Genomic DNA, 21,389 nt, shown 5'->3' with positions numbered 1-21,389 from the left:
AACGACAATGATGGGCGTCGTCTGGTCGCTTCTCGGCATCCTGTCCGGCGCCTTCATTGCCATTCAGGCGCCGATCAATTCGCAGCTGGCGCGCGGCCTGGGGCTCCCGGTCGCGGCGGCTGCGTTTTCGTTCCTGTCGGGTGCGATCGCGCTCGGCGTCATCTCCGTTACGGCGGTGAAGCTGCAAGGCATCACGCTCGACTGGAAGGCGCCGGTGCCGTGGCTGTTCGTCGCCGGCGGCCTGCTCGGCGGCTTCTATGTCACCTTGTCGACGATCCTGACGCCTCGCATCGGTGCTGCCGCATTGATGGCGTTTCTGGTGGCCGGCCAGTTGCTGGCGGGCATGCTCATCGACCGCTTCGGCTTCCTCGGCGTCGCGGTGCGCGAGATCTCGCTCGGCCGCGTCGCCGGCGCGGTGCTGCTGCTGGCCGGAGCGCTGCTCGTCCGGCTCTACTGATGCGCGTCGATCTCTTTGACTTCGCCCTGCCGGAGGAGCGCATCGCGCTTCGCCCGGCGGAGCCGCGCGACAGCGCCAAGATGCTGGTGGTCAAGCCCGGCGAAGGGCTGGACGACCGGACGATTGGCGACCTGCCGTCCCTGCTCAGGGCCGGCGACGTTCTGGTCTTCAACGACACCAAGGTCATTCCGGCGCAACTGAAAGGCATCCGACGGCGCGGCGAAGCACAGGCGCAAGTCGAAGCCACGCTGCACATGCGCATGGCGCCGGACCGCTGGCTGGCCTTCATGCGGCCGGGCAAGCGCATCGCCGCCGGCGACCGCATCCATTTCGGCTATGACGGCAATTCCTGTTTCCTCGGCCAGCTCGACGCTACCGTGATCGAGAAAGGCGAGGCCGGAGAAGCTCTGCTTGGATTCGACCTGTCGGGGCCCTTCTTGGACGAGGCGCTGCATGCGGTCGGCCATATTCCGCTGCCGCCTTATATCGCCTCGAAGCGCGATGATGACGAGCGCGACCGGGCCGACTACCAGACCATCTATGCCCGGGAAGAAGGCGCCGTTGCCGCGCCCACGGCAGGCCTGCATTTCACGCCGGAGCTTTTTGCGGCACTCGACGCCAAGGGTGTCGAGTGCCGCTTCGTCACCTTGCATGTCGGCGCCGGCACGTTCCTACCGGTGAAGGCGGACGACACCGCCGACCACAAGATGCACGCCGAGACCGGCTCGGTCAGCGAGGCAACCGCCAAAGCGCTCAACGCTGCCAGGGCCAGGGGCGGGCGTATCATCGCGGTCGGCACGACCTCGCTGCGCCTGCTGGAGAGTGCCGCGCGCGGGGATGGGACCCTGGTTGCGTGGTTCGGTCCGACCGATATCTTCATCACGCCCGGCTATCGCTTTCGCACCGCCGACATGCTGCTGACCAATTTCCACCTGCCGCGCTCGACGTTGTTCATGCTGGTATCGGCCTTCAGCGGCCTCGACACGATGCGTGCGGCCTATGCGCATGCCATCGAGAACCGCTACAGATTCTACTCCTATGGAGACGCAAGCCTGCTTTATCGAGCGGAGATGAGCGATGGACGATGATCTCGAGAGCCTGGATCGCGACGCACTGATCGCGGAAGTGAAAAAATTGCGCACCGGCATTCGACAGCATCGCGACGCAACCGGCCATGATCTGTGCTGGCATCATCCGGACCTATGGGATCTTCTGCCGGAGAAGACCGAGCCGTCGATCGCCGTGCCGCCCTGGCCAAAATTCATGCGAGGCTGCATCAAATACCGCCAGTCGCTCGACAAAGAGGCACCTAGTGCCCCGGTTCATGACAAGGAATTCAATGGCTAAGCCGTTCAGCTTCAAAGTTCTGGCGACGGACGGCAGCGCGCGGCGCGGTGTGATCGACATGCCGCGCGGCGAAATCCGCACGCCTGCCTTCATGCCGGTCGGCACCGGCGGCACGGTCAAGACCATGTATATGGACCAGGTGCGCGGCCTTGGCGCCGATATCATCCTGGGCAATACCTACCATTTGATGCTGAGGCCCGGCGCCGAGCGTGTGGCGCGGCTGGGGGGCTTGCACGAATTCGCCCGCTGGCCGCATCCAATCCTGACCGACAGCGGCGGTTTCCAGGTGATGTCGCTGTCCAAGCTGAGGAAGCTGACCGAAAAGGGCGTCACCTTCCGCTCGCACATCGACGGCGCCGCCTACGAGATGTCGCCGGAGCGCTCGATCGAGATCCAGGGTTTGCTCGATTCCGATATCCAGATGCAGCTTGACGAATGCACCGCGCTACCGGCCGAAATCAAGGAGATCGAGCGCGCCATGGAACTGTCGCTGCGCTGGGCAGAGCGCTGCAAGACGGCGTTCGGCGACCAGCCGGGCAAGGCGATGTTCGGCATCGTGCAGGGCGGCGACGACGCGGCACTCCGGGTACGGTCGGCGCAGGCGCTGAGCGCGATGGAGCTGAAGGGCTATGCCGTCGGCGGCCTGGCTGTCGGCGAGCCGCAAGCGGTGATGCTCGATATGCTCGACATCACCTGCCCGGAACTGCCTGAAAACAAGCCGCGCTATCTGATGGGCGTCGGCACCCCTGACGATATTCTGAAATCGGTGGCGCGCGGCATCGACATGTTCGATTGCGTGATGCCGACGCGGGCCGGCCGGCACGGTCTTGCCTACACCAGGCGCGGCAAGGTCAATCTGCGCAACGCCCGCCATGCCGACGATCCGCGCCCTCTCGACGAGGAAAGCGATTGCCCGGCGGCGAGGGATTATTCGCGTGCCTATCTGCACCATCTGGTGCGCTCGCAGGAGGCGCTTGGCGCGATGCTGCTGACCTGGAACAATCTCTCGTATTACCAGAAGCATATGCAGGACATCCGTGCCGCAATCGAGGCTAGTGCGTTCGAAGCACGCGCGGCGGAGATTTCGGAAGGTTGGGCTCGGGGCGATATCCCTGCCATTTAGTCGTGCGTTCTCCAGCGATTGACGGATCGGCTGCCCAAGAGCAGATTTGTAATCGAGGGATTGGCTATGGCCGTGACATACGACTTTGCCGGCAAGACGGCGATCGTAACCGGTGGCTCCAGAGGCATCGGCAGAGCCGTGGCCACACAGTTGGCAGGGTCTGGCGCCGACGTCTGGGTATGGGATGCCGATCCAGTGCCGGGTGCGGGAATCCGTAGCCAGACGGTCGACGCCACCAAGGCTGGCGACATAAGGGAAGCCTTGGCTGACATCGTCGCCCGAGCGGGGCGCATCGACATCCTCGTCAACAACGCTGGCTATCTCGGTCCCTACCTCGGCTTCGAGGCCTTCGAGCCGGTTGAGTGGCAGCGAATTATCGGTGTCAATCTCCTTGGAACGTTTGAGGTCACGCATCAGGTTCTGCCGATTATGCGCAAGGCGGGCACCGGCCGCATCGTCAACATGGGATCGCTTGCAGGCAAGGAGGGCTTGCCGAACCTTGCCGCCTACTCGGCGGCAAGCGCAGGCATTATCGCTTTCACCAAGGCATTGTCGCGGGAGGTTTGCGACACCGGCATCCGCGTGAACTGCGTAGCGCCCGGTCCGATCGATACCGACCTTATCAGGCGCCTTGGCAATGAGGTCGTCAGCGACATGATCGGCGCCAGCCCACTGAAACGGCTCGGCTCCGCCGATGAAGTCGCTGCGTTGGTGCTCTGGCTGTGTTCCGATTCCAGCAGCTTCAACACAGGTGCTGTATTCGACATGTCGGGCGGCAGGGCGCGCTACTGATATCGGCCGTATCAGGTGCTGAGCGAATTCGATGCGCGCAGGCTGCAGCCCGTGATCTGGAAGCTGCCGTCGGGCTGTTGTTGCAGCGTGTAGACAGCCTCGTAATCCTTGCCGTCGGGGCCGACGATCAGCACCTGCTGGACGATCGATGTCGGGCTCGTCTTCTCGACCTTGCCAAAAGAATAGGTCTGTGGGTTGCGCACCGGCGGATAGCCGTTGGTCACCATGTTCATGAAGGTGTCGACGGTCGGGAAGATCTGTTTCACGTTGGGTGCGGCGAAGCTGTAGGCGGCGACGCCGTCATCGGCGATGAACGCTTTCAGCTGGCCGTCGATGGCGGCTTGCGCCGCCTTGACCTCGGCATCGCCGGCAAACGCAGACGACGCCAGGATGAGTGGAACGAACGCGAATGCGAAAAACATGCGGCGCATGGCCGGCCTCCGTTGCCCCTCGAGAAAGCTGCCTCCCAAAACTGTTCCAAGAGGCATCTTAACATACGCTTGGTGACGCTTCACGGTTTCATCGGTGGCGAACATTCGTATCGCCCCCGCGCGCTGCGGGAAGTCGTGGCCCAGGCCCGAGCCGGCTGAGCATTCATCCGGCGCTTGAAAGCCCGCCTCCAGTCTGTCAGAAGGGCCGCTTGGACTTGGACGTTTAGGGACGAAGCCATGAGGGCGTTTTTCGTGCAGATCAAATGCGAACTGGGCAAATCCTATGAGGTTGCCAGCGCGCTTGCCGATGCCGAGATCGCTTCGGAAATCTACTCGACTGCCGGCAACTACGATCTGCTCGCCAAATTCTACGTCGACGATGAGGAAGATGTCGGCCATTTCGTCAACGAGAAGGTGCAGGTTCTCCCCGGTATCAAGGACACTTTCACCGTCGTCACGTTCCGCGCCTTCTAGAGCCGTTCCATCTCGATAGAATCGGGGTGGGGCTCTATCTCAGTGTTTGAACATGATCTCTGGACAAGCGGTTCGCGTTCGTTCGAGAAAATCGGGTTCCATTTTTCGGGTCATGCTTCAGCCGCTGAACGCACCTGCCCGGCCACGAGGCAAAGCCTGACCAAGGTCATATTTCAGCTGCCTCAATTTTGGGCAGCCGCCACATACTGGTCGTCCGTATCGCTCAAATCACCGATTGCGCTTGATTTTCTCCGGCGACGCCAGTGAAATGGCGTCACAGGGGAGTATGCGATTGGCAGCGTTCGATGAAATGCTTCCGGAAGTCTCCGGATTGAGAAGACCGTATTCGGCTTATGATCGTTGGCTGAAGGAGCAGGATCCGGCCAGGCTTACCGAGAAGATGCAGGACGCCGAACGCGTCTTCCGCAAGACCGGCATCACCTTCGCCGTCTACGGCGAGCAGGAAGCTTCCGAGCGGCTGATCCCGTTCGACATCGTTCCCCGCATCATCTCGGGCAATGAGTGGCGGCGCCTGACGCAAGGCATCGAGCAGCGCGTGCAGGCGCTGAACGCTTTCCTCGACGATATCTACCATCGCCAGGAGATCTTGCGGGCAGGGCGCGTTCCCAGGGAATTGATCGCCAAGAACGAGGCGTTTCTGCCGGAAATGATCGGGGTCAGGCCACCTGCCGGCGTCTACACCCATATCATCGGCGTCGATATCGTCCGCATCAGCGAGGACGAATTCTACGTGCTGGAGGACAATGCGCGCACGCCGTCGGGTGTCTCCTACATGCTGGAAAACCGCGAGACGATGATGCAGCTGTTCCCCGAGCTGTTCCAAAAGATCAAGGTGCGGCCGGTGGAAAACTATCCGCAGCTCCTGCGCCAGTCGCTGGCGGCGGTGCGGCCACAAAGCACCAAGGGCACGCCAACCATCGCGGTGCTTACACCCGGCAGCTTCAACTCCGCCTATTTCGAACACGCCTTCCTTGCCGACCAGATGGGCGTACAGCTTGTCGAAGGGCAGGATCTGCGCGTTGTCGACGGCCATGTCGCGATGCGCACCACCGAAGGCTACAAGCAAATCGATGTGCTTTACCGCCGTGTCGATGATTCTTTCCTCGACCCGCTGACCTTCCGGCCGGACTCCGCACTTGGCATACCCGGCATCATGGATGTCTACCGTGCCGGCAACATCACCATCGCCAATGCGCCGGGCACCGGCATTGCCGACGACAAGGCGATCTACTCGTACATGCCCGAGATCGTCGAATTCTACACCGGCCGCAAGGCGATCCTCGGCAACATTCCGACCTGGCGCTGCTCGGAGCCGGACAGCCTGAAATACGTGCTCGAGCACATCGACGAACTGGTGATCAAGGAGGTCCACGGTTCCGGCGGCTACGGCATGCTGGTCGGGCCGGCGGCGACCAAGAAGGAGTGCGAGGATTTTTCCAAGAAACTCGCGGCAAAACCGTCGAACTATATCGCCCAACCGACGCTGGCGCTGTCGACGTGTCCGATCCTGACCGACAAGGGCCTTGCGCCGCGCCACGTCGATCTCAGACCCTATGTGCTGGTTTCCGACCGCATCCAGATCGTGCCCGGCGGGCTGACGCGCGTCGCGCTGAAGGAAGGCTCGCTGGTCGTCAATTCCTCGCAAGGCGGCGGCACCAAGGATACGTGGGTGCTGGATGATTGATTTTCACTTGAAGGGATTTTGATGCTTCTCGGCCGCACCGCCAACGGGCTTTATTGGATGAACCGCTATATCGAGCGGGCGGAAAACATGGCGCGCCTTGTCGATGCCGGGTTGCGCATGGCGCTGACCCGCACCCAGAGTGCTTCGGAAGAATGGAATTCGGTGCTGCTCAGCGCCGGCTCGGACGTCGCCTTCACGCAGAAATACCAGGATTATACCGCCGCCAATGTCGCCGACTTCCTGTTGCGCGACACGACGAACCCGTCGAGCACGATGGCGGCGATCGAGACGGCCCGCAACAATGCCCGCATGGTGCGCACCGCGCTGACGCGCGAGACGTGGGAAAGCATCAACGAAGCCTGGATGTCGCTGAAGCGGATGCTGGCAAGGCCGATTGACGAACGCGACCTGCCGAGCGTGCTCGATGCGATCAAGCGCGAGACGGCGCTGATCCGCGGCTCGTTCTACGGTACCATGCTGCGCAACGAGATCTTCGATTTCTCGCAGCTCGGCACCTATGTCGAGCGCGCCGACAACACGGCGCGCATCCTCGACGTGAAATACTATGTGCTGTTGCCCTCGATCTCCTGGGTCGGCTCGACACTCGACAACTACCAGTGGGAATCGATCCTGCGCTCGGTGTCTGCGCATCGCTCATACCGCTGGGTCTATGACGCAGACTATAAGCCGACCAACATTGCCGACTATCTAATCCTCAATGTCCGCATGCCGCGATCGCTGACCTTCTGCTACCGCTTCCTGGCGGAGCATCTGAAATTCCTCGGTGACGACTACGGCGAACGCCACGCCTGCCACGCAACGGCCGACAAGACGCAGGCCATGCTGAGAGCCGGTTCGATCAAGGACATATTCGACGCCGGCCTGCATGAATTCCTGGCGAATTTCATTCGCGACAATACCAGGCTGGGCGACGAGATCGCGCAGGACTACCGGTTCAATTGAGCATGATCGCGAAAAGTGGGACAAGATCGTGCTCACAAACGGGACATAGCGCATGCGGCTGAAGATCACCCACAGGACCGAATATCGCTACGATGCACCGGTGCACTATCTGTTGCAGCGGCTGCGGCTGCTTCCGGTCAGCGGATCCACGCAGACCGTTCTGTCCTGGGCACTGGCCATCGAAGGCGCGCGCGAAGAGGTTCGTTTTGTCGACCATTTCGGCAACGACACCAGGCTGCTGAGCGTCGAGGGCGAGCGCGACTTCATCACGGTGGAAGCGGCCGGCGAAGTGGTGACGCGCGATACCGCAGGCGTCTCTGGACCACACCAGGGTTTTACGCCGCTCTGGCTGTATAGCCATGAAACGCCGTTGACCGCGATCGGCAGCGGTATTCGCGAACTCGCCGCATCAGTCGGCAAGGGCACCGACATCGAAAGGCTGCATCGTCTGATGGCAATGATAGGCGAGCGCGTCGCCTACACGCCCGGCACCACCAATGCGGCGACGCCGGCAGAGGAAGCCCTGACGTTGAAGACCGGTGTCTGCCAGGATCACACCCATATCTTTGCCGCAGCCGCGCGCGCCATGGGCTTTCCTGCACGCTATGTCAGCGGCTATCTGATGCTGGATGCCGCGGTCGAGCAGGCCGCAAGCCATGCCTGGGCCGAAGCCCATGTCTCGGGTCTCGGCTGGGTCGCTTTCGATGCCGCAAACGGCATCTCTCCAGACGAGCGCTATGTAAAAGTGGCTACCGGCCGCGACTATCGCGACGCCACGCCGGTGTCGGGAATTCGGCTGGGACAGGCGGAAGAACAGCTTGCGGTCACCGTCACGGTAGAGCAGTAATCCGCCAGGATTGCCGCAGGAGCAATTCCAGGAAAAGCGTGAAACGGTTTTCCGGGGAAGAGCGCATAGCGCTTTCCCTTGGGAATTGCGTCAAAACAAGGAGATAGAGCGGTTCTGTGTTTCCGTGAAACGATGAATCGCTCTAGAAGAGATTCCATGACCTATTGCGTCGGCCTGAAGATCGATCGCGGGCTCGTGTTCATGTCGGACACGCGCACCAATGCCGGCATGGATTCGATTTCCACCTTCCGCAAGATGCATGTCTGGGAGCAGCCGGGCGAGCGCGTCATCGTGCTGATGTCGGCCGGTAACCTGGCGACGACGCAGGCGGTGGTCAGCCTGCTCGACGAACGCACGAAGGCAATTGCCGACCGTCACGCCACGCTGCTGGAGACGCCGTCGATGTACCAGACGGTGCGGCTGGTCGGCGATACGGTGAAGGAGGTCATTGCCAGTTCGTCACCCGCGGGCGAGAAGGCAGATTCCTACTTCAATGCCTCCTTCATCCTCGGCGGCCAGATCAAGGGCAGCGAGCCGCGCCTGTTCATGATCTATCCCGAAGGCAATTTCATCGAATCGACTGAGGACACGCCATTCTTCCAGATCGGCGAGACCAAATATGGCAAGCCGATCATCATCCGCGCCTACGAAAAGACGATGAGCCTTGCAGAGACTGTGAAGTTGCTTCTGGTGTCGTTCGATTCGACACTGAAGTCGAACCTGTCGGTCGGCTTGCCGCTCGACCTGCTCTTCCTGGAGAAGGATAGTTTCAAGGTTGGGCTGAAGAAACGGATCGGCCAGGACGACCAGTACTACCGCACGATCTCGGATGGCTGGTCGAATGCGCTGAAGACAGCTTTTGCCAGCCTGCCCGATTTTCCAGGGTAGGCGCGCGGCACCAGATGGCGGTTGCGTATATTTCACATGTTAAATAATATCGAATCCTGAAGAGCCGGCCGTGACGGGGCGGGGGCGAGAAATCTTGTCGGGAGGACACGATGAACAACGATGATTTCCGGCAATGGTCGCGGCGCGCCGCCGACTGGGGCGCCGACTACCGCAACACGCTGCGCGACCGCCCGGTGCGACCGCCGGTCGAGCCGGGCGATATTTTCAGAAGCATAGAAGCTTCGCCGCCCGAAAACGCCGAACCGATGGACAGGATTTTCGCCGACTTCGAAGAGAAGATCCTGCCGGGGATGACGCATTGGCAGCATCCGCGCTTCTTCGCCTATTTCCCGGCCAATGCGGCGCCGGTCTCGGTGGTGGCGGAATATCTGGTCTCGGCGATGGCCGCGCAGTGCATGCTGTGGCAGACTTCGCCGGCGGCGACCGAGCTCGAAACGCGCACCGTCGACTGGATGCGCCAGGCGCTTGGCCTGCCGGAAGGGTTCTCAGGCGTGATCCAGGATTCGGCATCCTCGGCGACACTGGCTGCGGTGCTGACCATGCGCGAGCGCGCGCTCGACTGGCAAGGCAATAAAAAGGGACTGGCGGGGCAGGCGCGGTTGCGCATCTATTCTTCCGATCAGGTGCACACTTCGATCGACCGGGCGATCTGGGTGTCTGGTATCGGTGAGGACAATCTCGTGCGCATTCCCGTCGGCGGCCGCTTTCGCGCCATGGATACGGCAGCGCTCGAGGCGGCAATCATTTCCGACCGGGAAGCCGGCATGCTGCCGGCCGGGATCATCGCCAGCGTTGGTGGCACGAGCATCGGCGGCACCGACGACGTCGTTGCCGTGGCGGCGGTGGCCAAGCGGCATGGACTGTATCTGCATGTCGATGCAGCGTGGGCGGGATCGGCGATGATCTGCCCGGAATACCGACATTTCTGGGCCGGTGCCGAGCAGGCGGACTCCCTTGTCTTCAACCCGCATAAATGGCTCGGCGCACAGTTCGACTGCTCTATCCAGTTCCTGCGTAATCCCGAAAGTCATGTACGCACTCTGGCTATCAAGCCGGAATTCTTGAAGACCCATGGCCATGACGGCATCATCAACTATTCCGAATGGTCGGTGCCGCTCGGTCGTCGGTTCCGGGCGCTGAAATTGTGGTTCCTGCTGCGCGCCCATGGGCTGGAAAGCCTGCGGACGATGATCCGCAACCATGTCGCCTGGAGCGAGGGCCTTGCCGTGCGGTTGGCAAAGGAACCGGATTTCGAGATCGTCAGCGAACCGATGCTGTCGCTGTTTTCGTTCCGGCACAAGGCTGCCACTGGCGCCGACGCGGACGAGCACAATCTGCGGCTGGTCAATGCGATCAACGGCGATGGCCGCATCTACCTGACGCAGACGAGAGTCGACGGACGAGTGGCAATCCGCTTCCAGGTCGGACAGTTCGAGGCGACCGCCGGCGATGTCGATGCCGCCTTCGTCGTCATCACCGAAATCGCGCGCAACATAGGCTGAATCTGCCTTGATGAGGTTGCGTACGGCTTTGGCTTTGCAATCAGGTAATTTCTATTAGCCGGCTTATGCCTTTTCATCGGTTTCGTTTTCGACTATAGACAAGAAAAACGAAAACGGGAGGTTGCCCATGTATCTGTCGCCGCGCCATGCCGAAATCATCCAGATGGCCAAGGATCATGGTCGCGTGCTGGTCGACGATCTGGCCACCCACTTCAATGTGACGCCGCAGACCATACGCAAGGATCTCAACGACCTGTGCGATCAGCGGCTGCTTTCGCGCATCCATGGTGGTGCGTTGTTCCCGTCCGGCATCGAGAACATGGAGTATGAGGCCAGGCGCAAGATCGCCGCCGACGAGAAGGAAGCGATCGGCCGCGCCGCAGCCAGGCTGATCCCCGACAATGCCTCGCTGTTCATCAATATCGGCACGACTACGGAGTCGGTTAGCAAGGCGCTACTCGATCACAATGGGCTGATGGTCATCACCAATAACATCAATGTTGCCAACAGGATGCGCATATATCCCTCGATCGAGGTGGTGATCGCCGGTGGGGTTGTGCGCGGTTCCGATGGCGGCGTGGTCGGCGAAGCCGCGGTCGATTTCATCCGGCAGTTCAAGGTCGATTATGCGGTGATCGGCGCTTCGGCCATCGACCATGACGGCGCCTTGCTCGACTTCGACTTCCGTGAGGTTAAGGTGGCGCAGGCGATCATCGCCAATGCGCGTCATGTCATCCTGGTTTCCGACCGGACCAAATTCGAGCGCACCGCGCCGGTCCGCATCGGCCATCTGTCGCAAGTCAACACCTTCATCACCGACCGTTGCGACATTCCGTCGGTGCGCAAGATTTGCCAGGAGGCCGAGGTTCAACTGATCGAGACGGCGCTCGGCTAAGCGGCATCGGCATATCATCACGCGCCTGTGATATTTCGTTTGACATTCGTTCTTATTTCGAAATAATCCCGATACGGTTTCGTAAAAACCTAAAAATGCTGCAATGCGAAATCGCGGGAGGGCTTTTTGGACGCAATCCGGGACATCTTCGTCATCGGTGGCGGCATCAATGGTTGCGGCATTGCCCGCGATGCCGTCGGGCGTGGCTTTTCCGTCTTTCTCGCCGAGATGAACGACCTCGCCAGCGGGACCTCCTCAGGCTCGACCAAGTTGATCCATGGCGGCCTGCGCTACCTCGAATTCTATGAATTCCGCCTGGTGCGCGAGGCGCTGATGGAGCGCGAGGTCCTGTGGAAGAACGCGCCGCATATCATCTGGCCGATGCGCTTCGTCCTGCCCTATGCCAAGGGCCTGCGTCCGGCCTGGCTGATCAGGCTCGGTCTCTTTCTCTACGATCACATTGGCGGCCGCAAATTGCTGCCGGCGACCAGGACGCTGGACATGACCAGGGATCCGGCCGGCAAGCCTTTGAAGCCGCTGTTCAAAAGGGCCTTTGAATATTCGGATGGCTGGGTCAACGATGCGCGGCTGGTGGCGCTGAACGCGCGTGATGCCGCCGATCGCGGTGCAACCATCCGCACCCGCACGAAAGTGGTCGAAGCGCGCCGCGAAAACGGGCTGTGGACGATCAAGATCGAGAACCTGCAGACCGGCGAGACCGAGGAGATCAAGGCACGGCTGCTGGTCAACGCCGCCGGGCCCTGGGTCGATCACGTGCTGTCCGGCGTCGTCGGCCTCAACGATGTGCACAATGTCCGCCTCGTGCAGGGCAGCCACATCGTCATCGCCAAGAAATTCGACGATCCGCGCGCCTATTTCTTCCAGAACAAGGATGGCCGCATCATCTTCGCCATTCCCTACGAGGAAGAGTTCACCTTGATCGGCACCACCGACCAGGATTATCCCGGCGACCCGCATGACGTGAAAATCAGCGACACCGAGATCGACTACCTCTGTGCCGCGGCAAGCGAATATTTCGCGCAACCGGTCAAGCGCCAGGACATCGTCTGGACCTATTCGGCCGTCCGTCCTCTCTACGATGACGGCGCTTCGAAGGCGCAGGAAGCGACGCGCGACTATGTGATCAAGGCCGATGGCGGCGAGGGCGCTGCGCCGGTCGTCAATGCGTTCGGCGGCAAGATCACCACCTATCGCCGGTTGTCGGAATCGATGCTGGAAAAGATCGAGAGCTTCCTCGGCAAGCGCGGCAAGCCGTGGACGGCAAACGCGCCGCTGCCGGGCGGAGATTTCCCGGCCACCGGCTTCGACGCGCAAGTGACGAGGCTGAAGTCGGCCTATCCCTTCCTCGACGCACGCCTGGCCCGCAGGCTGACGCGGCTTTACGGGACGCGGGCGCAGGTTCTGCTGGGCCTGGCCAAGTCGAATGCCGATCTCGGCCGCAATTTCGGTGTCGATCTCTACGAGGCCGAGATACGCTACCTCGTTGAGAACGAATGGGCTGTCACCGCCGAGGATGTGCTATGGCGCAGGACCAAGCGCGGCCTGCATCTTAGCCGTGAGCAGGTGGCATCGCTCGATGAATTCATGCGCGGCATAAGCCGGCGGCATGTCGCAGCTGCCGAATGAAGAGGGGTTTGAGCTGATGCGGAAAGCCTGGGAGGAGGCGTCATGCTGGAACTGAGAAGCGTCACCAAGACGGTCGGTGCGGCCGAGCATATCCGCGACGTGTCGCTGACGCTTCAGCATGGCTCGCTCAACGTCCTGCTTGGGCCCACGCTTTCGGGCAAGACCAGCCTGATGCGGCTGATGGCGGGCCTCGATGTGCCGACCTCCGGCTCGGTCTGGTTCGACGGCCAGAATGTCACCGGCGTGCCGGTGCAAAAGCGAAAGATCGCCATGGTCTACCAGCAATTCATCAACTATCCGGCGATGACCGTCTATGAGAACATCGCCTCGCCGTTGCGGGTGGCCGGCACCGAGCAGGCCAAGATCGACAAGGAAGTGCGCAATGCCGCGGCCCTGCTCAAGCTGACGCCCTATCTCGACCGCACGCCGCTCAGCCTATCGGGCGGGCAGCAGCAGCGCACCGCTCTGGCGCGCGCCATCGTCAAGAATGCCAGCCTGGTGTTGCTCGACGAGCCGCTCGCCAATCTCGACTACAAATTGCGCGAGGAGTTGCGCGCCGAACTGCCGAAGATCTTCGCCGCCGCCGGCACCATCTTCGTCTATGCCACGACCGAGCCGCATGAGGCGTTGTTGCTCGGCGGTAATACGGCGACCCTTTCCGAAGGACGCATCACCCAGTTCGGCCCGACCATCGAGGTGTTCCGCAAGCCGGCCGACCTGGTGACGGCAAGGACCTTCGCCGATCCGCCGCTCAACACCATCGTGCTCGCCAAGAAGGGCCCGGATTTCCTGCTCGACGGCGGCGTGAAACTGCCGGTGCCGGCCGAGCTCTCGGGCATTGCCGATGCCAACTATACGATTGGCTTCCAGCCGCATCATCTGTCGCTCGAACGGCCCAATACCTTGGCCGTGCCGGTGCGTGCAAAGGTCACGATCACCGAGATCACCGGGTCGGAGAGCTTCATCCATCTCGATTTCGCCGATGTGCGTTGGGTGATGCTGACCCACGGCATCCGCCATTTCGAGCCTGACGAGGTGGTCGAGGTGTTCATCGATCCGCGCCACATCATGGTTTTCGACGAGCACGGCCGCGCCGTCAGCGCGCCGAAGCTGGCGGCATAGGAGGGCGATATGGCGCGCATCGACGTCAATCATGTTAGGCATTCCTATCTGCCGAACCCGCGGACGGATGCCGATTTCGCACTGCGTGAAGTGCATCACACCTTCGAGGATGGCGGCGCCTATGCGCTGCTCGGCCCGTCCGGTTGCGGCAAGACCACGCTGCTCAACATCATTTCAGGCCTGCTTCATCCCTCGCATGGCCAGTTGCTGTTCAATGGCAGGGACGTGACCAACCTGTCGACGCAGGAGCGCAACATCGCGCAGGTGTTCCAGTTCCCGGTCATCTACGACACCATGACGGTCTACGACAATCTGGCCTTCCCGCTGCGCAATCGCGGCGTGCCGGAAGCCGATGTCGACCGCAAGGTGCGCGAGACGCTGGAGATGATCGATCTGGCGTCCTGGGCGAAGAAGAAGGCGAGGGGCCTGACCGCCGACCAGAAGCAGAAGATTTCGCTTGGCCGCGGACTGGTGCGCTCCGACGTCAATGCCATCCTGTTCGACGAGCCGCTGACCGTCATCGACCCGCACATGAAATGGGTGCTGCGCTCGCAGTTGAAGCAGCTGCACCGCCGTTTCGGCTACACCATGGTCTATGTCACCCACGACCAGACCGAGGCGCTGACTTTCGCCGACCAGGTCGTGGTGATGTATGATGGTGGCATCGTGCAGATCGGCACGCCGGCCGAGCTGTTCGAGCGGCCGCGCCACACTTTTGTCGGCTATTTCATTGGCTCGCCCGGCATGAACGTCATGCCGGTGGCAATCGACGGCAAGACGGCGACGCTCGGATCGCAGCGGATCGAACTGCCGGGCGCGCCGAAGGCAGGCAGCGGCGCCATCGAGCTTGGCATTCGTCCCGAATATGTGCGGCTTGGCCGCGACGGCATGGCCGTCTCGATCAGCAAGGTCGAGGATGTCGGCCGTCACAAGGTGGTGCGCGCGAAGCTGGAAGGCCGCGACATCGCGGCTGTCATCGGCGAGGACGAGACCGTGCCCGCCGAACCGAAAGTGCGGTTCGACCCGGCCGGCATCAACATCTATGCCGATTCCTGGCGCGTCGAGATGGGGGCATAGATGGAAAAGACCTGGAACAACAAGGCCTGGTTCCTGGTGCTGCCGGTGCTGGTGCTGGTGGCGTTCTCGGCGGTCATTCCGCTGATGACGGTCGTCAACTATTCGGTGCAGGACACGTTCGGCAACAATGTCTTCTTCTGGGCCGGCACCGAATGGTTCGAGGAACTGCTGTCCTCCAGCCGCTTCTGGGAAGCGATGGTCCGCAACCTGATCTTCTCCTTCATCATCCTGGCCATCGAAGTGCCGCTCGGCATCTTCATCGCGCTCAACATGCCGAAAAAGGGCTGGGGCGTACCGGTCTGCCTGGTGCTGATGGCGCTGCCGCTGCTGATCCCGTGGAACGTCGTCGGTACCATCTGGCAGGTCTTCGGCCGCAACGACATCGGCCTGCTCGGCTACTACATCAACGCGCTCGGCATCGACTACAACTATGTCCAGGATCCGTTCGACGCCTGGGTCACCATCATCATCATGGATGTCTGGCACTGGACGAGCCTGGTGGTGCTGCTCTGCTATGCCGGCCTGGTCTCCATTCCCGATGCCTTCTACCAGGCGGCCAAGATCGACGGCGCTTCGCGCTGGGCGGTGTTCCGCTACATCCAGCTGCCCAAGATGCAGCGTGTGCTTTTGATCGCCGTGCTGCTGCGTTTCATGGATAGTTTCATGATCTACACCGAACCTTTCGTCGTCACCGGCGGCGGCCCAGGCAATTCGACGACGTTCCTGTCGATCGACCTCGTCAAGACCGCGCTAGGCCAGTTCGACCTCGGTCCGGCCGCGGCGATGTCGCTGGTCTACTTCCTCATCATCCTGTTGTTGTCGTGGGTGTTCTACACCGTGATGACCAATTACGACGCGGAGCGCTGAGATGAGTGGCGCCAACGAAAGAGCGGATAGAGTGAGCGAGACGACAGCTTCGGGAGAATTGGCCAGCACGCTGTCGCAGGATGAGGTTGCCCGGCTGATGCGGCGCCGCGGCGAGGAATCGCGCTGGTGGTGGATCGTGCCGACGGTCTACATCATCGTGCTCTTGCTGCCGATCTACTGGCTCATCAACATGAGCTTCAAGACCAATGCCGAGATCGTCTCCTCGCTTACCCTTTATCCGCACGCCCCGACGATCGCCAATTACGTCACCATCTTCACCGATGCATCCTGGTACTCGGGCTACATCAATTCGATCACCTATGTGGTGATGAACATGGTGATTTCGGTGACCGCGGCCTTGCCGGCGGCCTACGCCTTCTCGCGCTACCGCTTCCTCGGCGACAAGCATCTGTTCTTCTGGCTTTTGACCAACCGCATGGCGCCGCCGGCGGTGTTCGCGCTGCCGTTCTTCCAGCTCTACTCGGCCTTCGGGCTGATTGACACCCATATCGCGGTGGCGCTGGCACACTGCCTGTTCAACGTGCCTTTGGCGGTGTGGATCCTCGAAGGCTTCATGTCGGGCGTGCCAAAGGAAATCGACGAGACCGCCTATATCGACGGCTATTCGTTCCCGCGCTTCTTCGTCAAGATATTCATGCCGCTGATCGCCAGCGGCATCGGTGTGGCCTGCTTCTTCTGCTTCATGTTCTCATGGGTGGAACTGCTGATCGCACGCACGCTGACGACCACCTATGCCAAGCCGATCGCCGCCACCATGACCCGCACGGTTTCGGCCGCCGGCATGGATTGGGGTCTGCTCGCCGCAGCCGGCGTGCTGACACTGATCCCCGGCGCGCTCGTCATCTGGTTCGTGCGCAACTATATCGCCAAGGGCTTCGCCCTGGGGAGGGTATGACAATGAACTTCGACCTCTCCTGGATGGCGTGGACGTGGCCGACGGCGGCCTTCTTCGCAACCATTCTTCTGCTGCTGTGCGGCATGGCGGTGTGGGAATACGCTTCGCCGGGTGGCAATCCGCGCGTCGGCATCCTGCGCTTCGAGACGACGCGCGGCGACCGTCTTTTCCTATCGCTGCTTGGCAGCGCCTTTATCCATCTCGCTTGGCTGGGTCTTGTCGGACCCAGCCTCTGGTGGGCTCTCGCTCTCTCCGTGGTCTACGCCATCGGCGTGTTCCGCTACGTATAGAGGGGGAAACTGTTGGAGCGACCGCGTGCCGGCGGCCGCTCCAGATCGCACTTGAAACCTGAAACAGTGGAGGAAACTTATGCGACGGCAATTTTTAACATCAACGACTGCCCTTGTCCTATTGCTCGGCGTGGGCAACGCCTACGCCGGGATGGACGAGGCAAAAGCCTTTCTGGACAAGGAGATAGGTCCGCTGTCGACGCTTTCGCGCGCCGACCAGGAAGCCGAAATGCAGTGGTTTATTGACGCAGCCAAGCCGTTCGCCGGCATGGACATCAAGGTCGTCTCCGAAACCATCGCCACGCACCAGTATGAATCGCAGGTGCTGGCGCCGGCCTTTACCGCCATCACCGGCATCAAGGTCACGCATGACGTCATCCAGGAAGGCGACGTCGTCGAGAAGATTCAGACCCAGATGCAGACCGGCCAGAACCTCTATGACGGCTGGGTCAACGATTCGGATCTGATAGGTACCCACTGGCGCTACCAGCAGGTACGCAACCTGACCGACTGGATGGCGGGCGACGGCAAGGATGTCACCAACCCGAACCTCGACCTGAAGGACTTCATCGGCACCTCGTTCACGACGGCGCCCGACAAGAAGCTCTATCAGCTCCCCGACCAGCAGTTCGCCAACCTCTACTGGTTCCGTTACGACTGGTTCAATGACGAGAGGAACAAGGCCGACTTCAAGGCCAAGTACGGCTACGACCTCGGCGTGCCGGTCAACTGGTCAGCCTATGAGGACATCGCCGAATTCTTCACCGGCCGCGAAATCGACGGCAAGAAGGTCTATGGCCACATGGACTACGGCAAGAAGGACCCGTCGCTCGGCTGGCGGTTCACCGACGCCTGGCTGTCGATGGCCGGCAACGGCGACAAGGGCATTCCGAACGGTCTGCCGGTCGACGAATGGGGCATCAAGGTCGACGAGAATTCGCGGCCTGTCGGCTCCTGCACGGCACGCGGCGGCGACACCAATGGCCCGGCCGCCGTCTACTCGATCCAGAAATATCTCGACTGGCTGAAGGCCTACGCCCCGGCGGAGGCCCAGGGCATGACCTTCTCTGAATCCGGACCGGTTCCGGCGCAGGGCGCGGTTGCCCAGCAGATCTTCTGGTACACCGCCTTCACCGCGTCGATGGTCGACGCCGGCGCCAAGGCCGTGCTGAACGACGACGGCACGCCGAAATGGCGCATGGCACCGTCGCCGCATGGCGTCTACTGGAAGGACGGCATGAAGCTCGGCTATCAGGACGTCGGTTCCTGGACGCTGATGAAGTCGACGCCGACCGACCGCGCCAAGGCCGCCTGGCTCTACGCGCAGTTCGTCACCTCGAAGACCGTGGACGTGAAGAAGAGCCATGTCGGCTTGACCTTCATCCGCGAGAGTTCCATCCACGACAAGAGCTTCACCGAGCGTGCGCCGAAACTCGGCGGCTTGATCGAGTTCTATCGCTCGCCGGCCCGCGTCCAGTGGTCGCCGACCGGTACCAACGTGCCGGACTATCCGAAGCTGGCACAGCTCTGGTGGCAGGCGATCGGCGATGCGTCGTCGGGTGCCAAAACCGCACAGGAAGCGATGGACTCGCTCTGCGGCGAGCAGGAAAAGGTCATGAGCCGCATCGAGAAGTCGGGCGTCCAGGGCGATATCGGCCCGAAGATGGCCGAAGAGCATGACCTCGCCTACTGGAACGCCGACGCGGTCAAGAAAGGCAACCTCGCGCCTCAGCTCAAGATCGAGAACGAGAAGGAAAAGCCGATCACCATCAACTACGACGAACTGGTGAAGAGCTGGCAGAAATAGGACTGTCCTATGCGGGCGTCTGCGCCCGTGTGACATTGGGGGAGGCGGCATGTTGCCGTCTCCCCTGTTTGTATCAAGGCGGAGGACATCTGAATGAGCGGTTTTGTGCTGGCAATCGACCAGGGAACGACATCGACCCGGGCGATCCTGTTCGATGGTCAGATGAAGGTCGTCGGCAGCGGGCAGAAGGAATTCGCCCAGCATTATCCCGCGTCCGGCTGGGTCGAGCACGATCCCGAGGAAATCTGGGCAAGCGTCGTGACGACGGTAAAGGCTGCTCTGAAGAAAGCCGGCCTCGCCGCTTCGGATGTCACGGCCATCGGCATCACCAATCAGCGCGAGAGCGTCGTCATCTGGGACAGGGCGACCGGCAAGCCGATCCACAATGCCATCGTCTGGCAGGACCGGCGCACCGTGCCGCTCTGCCAGAAGCTCAAGAAGCAGGGGCTTGAGAAGAAATTCACCAGAAAGACCGGCCTGCTGCTCGATCCCTATTTCTCAGGCACCAAGATCGCCTGGATGCTCGACAAGGTGAAAGGCGCGAGAAAACGCGCCGAGAAGGGCGAATTGCTGGCCGGCACCATCGACAGCTTCCTGATCTGGCGGCTGACCGGCGGCAAGGTCCATGCCACGGATGCGACCAACGCCTCGCGCACGCTGGTTTACAACATCGAGAAAAACGCCTGGGACGACGAGCTGCTGTCGGTTCTCAACATTCCGGCAAAGATGCTTCCCGAGGTAAAAGACTGTGCCGATGACTATGGAATCACGGAGAAAAATCTCTTCGGTGCCGAGATAAGAATCCTCGGCGTTGCGGGTGACCAGCATGCCGCGACCATCGGCCAGGCCTGCTTCGAGCCGGGCATGATGAAGTCGACCTATGGCACCGGCTGTTTTGCGCTGCTCAACACCGGCAGCGATCTGGTGCGTTCGAAGAACCGGCTGCTGACCACCATTGCCTACCGGCTGAATGGCGAGACGACCTACGCGCTGGAAGGCTCGATCTTCATCGCCGGGGCTGCCGTGCAATGGCTGCGCGATGGCATCAAGGTGATCGGCAAGGCCGAGCACAGCGGCAAACTCGCGGCCGAGGCTGATCCGACCCAAAACGTCTATCTGGTGCCGGCCTTTGTCGGGCTCGGCGCACCGCATTGGGATGCCGACGCTCGAGGCGCCATTTTCGGGCTGACGCGCAATTCTGGTCCGGCGGAGTTTGCACGCGCTGCCCTGGAATCCGTCGCCTACCAGACGCGCGACCTGCTCGATGCCATGCACAAGGACTGGAAGGGTGCGTCGGTCGAGACAGTGCTTCGCGTCGACGGCGGCATGGTGGCGTCGGACTGGACCATGCAGCGCCTGGCCGACATCCTCGATGCGCCGGTCGACCGCCCTACCATTCTGGAGACGACGGCACTCGGTGCCGCATGGCTGGCCGGCTCGAGGGCCGGCGTCTGGCCGGATGCCAGGAAGTTTGCGAAAAGCTGGGCACTCGAACGGCGCTTCCAGCCGGACATGGACACGCCGACGCGGTCCACCAAGCTGGCCGGCTGGCGCGATGCTGTGCGCAGGACACTGAGTGTGCCATAGGCAATCAGCTGGCTGGCTGATGCTACTTCGATACGGCGAATGAAAAGGCCCGCGCCATGGCACGGACCTTTCTACGCGGCACTATCAGTAACTGTACTCAACCCGCGATCAATAGGGCGAACGGCATTCCTGGCGAGGACCGTAGTTCGGCTGGAACGTGTTGTCCGAAGCGCGGTAGCTGCGATAGCGGTCATAGCACCACTGCACATGCGAATTGCCTTCATAGACACGATTGTTCTCGCTGTTGATGATTGCGCCCGTGATCAGGGCGCCGGTGGCGAAGGCAGCCAGCGGGAACCAGTTGTCGCCATGGCGACGATAACCGCGATGGTATTCGCGGTAGCCGCGATGACCATTCCAGTAGACAGCACCGTCGTTGTTGCGAGCAAAGTTACGACGGTTGCCAAAATCGCGGTTGCTGAAGTTGCGGTTGAAATGTCGGTTATGACGCCACTGCGAAGGGCCGTAGCGTGACTCTGCGACATTCAGAATATTCGACGACGACTCCGATGCCTGTGGCACGAACATCTGAGCCGCATTGGCCGGCATGGCGGCCGCGGCAAACGAAACTGACAAAGTGGTCGCCAGTATACCCGATACGATCTTGTTCATTGTTCTTCTCCTTCGAAAG

22 protein-coding genes are annotated in these 21,389 nt (G+C 61.4%); 20 read left to right on the top strand and 2 right to left on the bottom strand.

Annotation, left to right across the window (positions count from 1 at the left end):
- The first annotated feature begins 7 nt into the window (after positions 1–7).
- The 5 genes from AC0ZT5_RS04080 to AC0ZT5_RS04060 all read left to right on the top strand — a co-directional run bounded on the left by AC0ZT5_RS04080 (position 8) and on the right by AC0ZT5_RS04060 (position 3,719).
- A complete protein-coding gene (locus tag AC0ZT5_RS04080; RefSeq protein WP_477288827.1) occupies positions 8–457 on the top strand; it encodes a DMT family transporter in 450 nt (149 codons plus the stop codon).
- Positions 457–1,545: a tRNA preQ1(34) S-adenosylmethionine ribosyltransferase-isomerase QueA gene (gene queA, locus AC0ZT5_RS04075; protein ID WP_488495382.1), complete on the top strand. Its 1,089-nt coding sequence runs from the start codon at positions 457–459 to the stop codon at positions 1,543–1,545. The genes AC0ZT5_RS04080 and queA overlap by 1 nt, the downstream gene beginning before the upstream one ends.
- Positions 1,535–1,804, top strand: coding sequence for a hypothetical protein (locus AC0ZT5_RS04070; protein ID WP_488495381.1), 270 nt, complete (start codon positions 1,535–1,537; stop codon positions 1,802–1,804). Before queA ends, AC0ZT5_RS04070 begins: the two co-directional genes overlap by 11 nt.
- Entirely contained in the window at positions 1,797–2,927 is a 1,131-nt protein-coding gene (gene tgt, locus AC0ZT5_RS04065) for a tRNA guanosine(34) transglycosylase Tgt (protein WP_488495380.1), read from the top strand. Before AC0ZT5_RS04070 ends, tgt begins: the two co-directional genes overlap by 8 nt.
- A 66-nt stretch (positions 2,928–2,993) precedes the next feature.
- Positions 2,994–3,719 (top strand): SDR family NAD(P)-dependent oxidoreductase, encoded by a 726-nt coding sequence (locus AC0ZT5_RS04060; RefSeq protein WP_488495379.1) that lies wholly within the window; start codon positions 2,994–2,996, stop codon positions 3,717–3,719.
- Between the two features lie 11 nt (positions 3,720–3,730).
- Here AC0ZT5_RS04060 and AC0ZT5_RS04055 read toward each other — a convergent pair whose 3' ends face one another.
- Positions 3,731–4,150: a DUF4864 domain-containing protein gene (locus tag AC0ZT5_RS04055; RefSeq protein WP_488495378.1), complete on the bottom strand. Its 420-nt coding sequence runs from the start codon at positions 4,148–4,150 to the stop codon at positions 3,731–3,733.
- Positions 4,151–4,387: 237 nt separating this feature from the next.
- Here AC0ZT5_RS04055 and AC0ZT5_RS04050 point away from each other — a divergent pair, with 237 nt between their 5' ends.
- The 15 genes from AC0ZT5_RS04050 to glpK all read left to right on the top strand — a co-directional run bounded on the left by AC0ZT5_RS04050 (position 4,388) and on the right by glpK (position 20,758).
- Complete coding sequence (locus tag AC0ZT5_RS04050; RefSeq protein ID WP_184874082.1) at positions 4,388–4,624, top strand: Lrp/AsnC ligand binding domain-containing protein; 237 nt, start codon at positions 4,388–4,390, stop codon at positions 4,622–4,624.
- Positions 4,625–4,916: 292 nt separating this feature from the next.
- Positions 4,917–6,329, top strand: coding sequence for a circularly permuted type 2 ATP-grasp protein (locus tag AC0ZT5_RS04045; protein ID WP_167392123.1), 1,413 nt, complete (start codon positions 4,917–4,919; stop codon positions 6,327–6,329).
- A 21-nt stretch (positions 6,330–6,350) separates the two neighbouring features.
- A complete protein-coding gene (locus AC0ZT5_RS04040; protein ID WP_488495377.1) occupies positions 6,351–7,292 on the top strand; it encodes an alpha-E domain-containing protein in 942 nt (313 codons plus the stop codon).
- Between the two features lie 52 nt (positions 7,293–7,344).
- Positions 7,345–8,139: a transglutaminase family protein gene (locus AC0ZT5_RS04035; protein ID WP_488495376.1), complete on the top strand. Its 795-nt coding sequence runs from the start codon at positions 7,345–7,347 to the stop codon at positions 8,137–8,139.
- 156 nt (positions 8,140–8,295) lie between these two features.
- Positions 8,296–9,027 (top strand): proteasome-type protease, encoded by a 732-nt coding sequence (locus AC0ZT5_RS04030; RefSeq protein WP_488495375.1) that lies wholly within the window; start codon positions 8,296–8,298, stop codon positions 9,025–9,027.
- A 110-nt stretch (positions 9,028–9,137) separates the two neighbouring features.
- On the top strand, positions 9,138–10,550 hold the full coding sequence (locus AC0ZT5_RS04025; protein WP_488495374.1) for a pyridoxal phosphate-dependent decarboxylase family protein: 1,413 nt from the start codon (positions 9,138–9,140) through the stop codon (positions 10,548–10,550).
- A gap of 127 nt (positions 10,551–10,677) precedes the next feature.
- Complete coding sequence (locus AC0ZT5_RS04020; protein ID WP_488495373.1) at positions 10,678–11,445, top strand: DeoR/GlpR family DNA-binding transcription regulator; 768 nt, start codon at positions 10,678–10,680, stop codon at positions 11,443–11,445.
- Between the two features lie 126 nt (positions 11,446–11,571).
- On the top strand, positions 11,572–13,092 hold the full coding sequence (gene glpD, locus AC0ZT5_RS04015) for a glycerol-3-phosphate dehydrogenase (RefSeq protein ID WP_488495372.1): 1,521 nt from the start codon (positions 11,572–11,574) through the stop codon (positions 13,090–13,092).
- Between the two features lie 42 nt (positions 13,093–13,134).
- Complete coding sequence (locus AC0ZT5_RS04010; protein ID WP_488495371.1) at positions 13,135–14,214, top strand: ABC transporter ATP-binding protein; 1,080 nt, start codon at positions 13,135–13,137, stop codon at positions 14,212–14,214.
- Positions 14,215–14,223: 9 nt separating this feature from the next.
- Positions 14,224–15,291 (top strand): ABC transporter ATP-binding protein, encoded by a 1,068-nt coding sequence (locus tag AC0ZT5_RS04005; RefSeq protein ID WP_488495370.1) that lies wholly within the window; start codon positions 14,224–14,226, stop codon positions 15,289–15,291.
- A complete protein-coding gene (locus AC0ZT5_RS04000; protein WP_184874097.1) occupies positions 15,292–16,158 on the top strand; it encodes a carbohydrate ABC transporter permease in 867 nt (288 codons plus the stop codon).
- Position 16,159: 1 nt separating this feature from the next.
- Positions 16,160–17,074 carry a carbohydrate ABC transporter permease gene (locus AC0ZT5_RS03995; protein WP_488495369.1) on the top strand — a complete coding sequence of 305 codons (915 nt, stop codon included), beginning with the start codon at positions 16,160–16,162 and terminating at the stop codon, positions 17,072–17,074.
- 2 nt (positions 17,075–17,076) lie between these two features.
- Positions 17,077–17,364 (top strand): DUF2160 domain-containing protein, encoded by a 288-nt coding sequence (locus AC0ZT5_RS03990; protein WP_095085033.1) that lies wholly within the window; start codon positions 17,077–17,079, stop codon positions 17,362–17,364.
- Positions 17,365–17,443: 79 nt separating this feature from the next.
- Positions 17,444–19,171: an ABC transporter substrate-binding protein gene (locus tag AC0ZT5_RS03985; protein ID WP_488495368.1), complete on the top strand. Its 1,728-nt coding sequence runs from the start codon at positions 17,444–17,446 to the stop codon at positions 19,169–19,171.
- Positions 19,172–19,264: 93 nt separating this feature from the next.
- Positions 19,265–20,758, top strand: a complete 1,494-nt coding sequence (gene glpK / locus AC0ZT5_RS03980; RefSeq protein WP_488495367.1) for a glycerol kinase GlpK — start codon at positions 19,265–19,267, stop codon at positions 20,756–20,758.
- Positions 20,759–20,866: 108 nt separating this feature from the next.
- On the opposite strand, the gene AC0ZT5_RS03975 is transcribed toward glpK, so the two are convergent.
- Complete coding sequence (locus tag AC0ZT5_RS03975) at positions 20,867–21,370, bottom strand: BA14K family protein (RefSeq protein WP_488495366.1); 504 nt, start codon at positions 21,368–21,370, stop codon at positions 20,867–20,869.
- Positions 21,371–21,389: the final 19 nt, after the last annotated feature.

This window comes from Mesorhizobium sp. CNPSo 4670 (assembly GCF_057784235.1).
The sequence above is the reverse complement of the archived record's forward strand: the minus strand, read 5'-3'. Positions and strand labels throughout refer to the sequence as shown.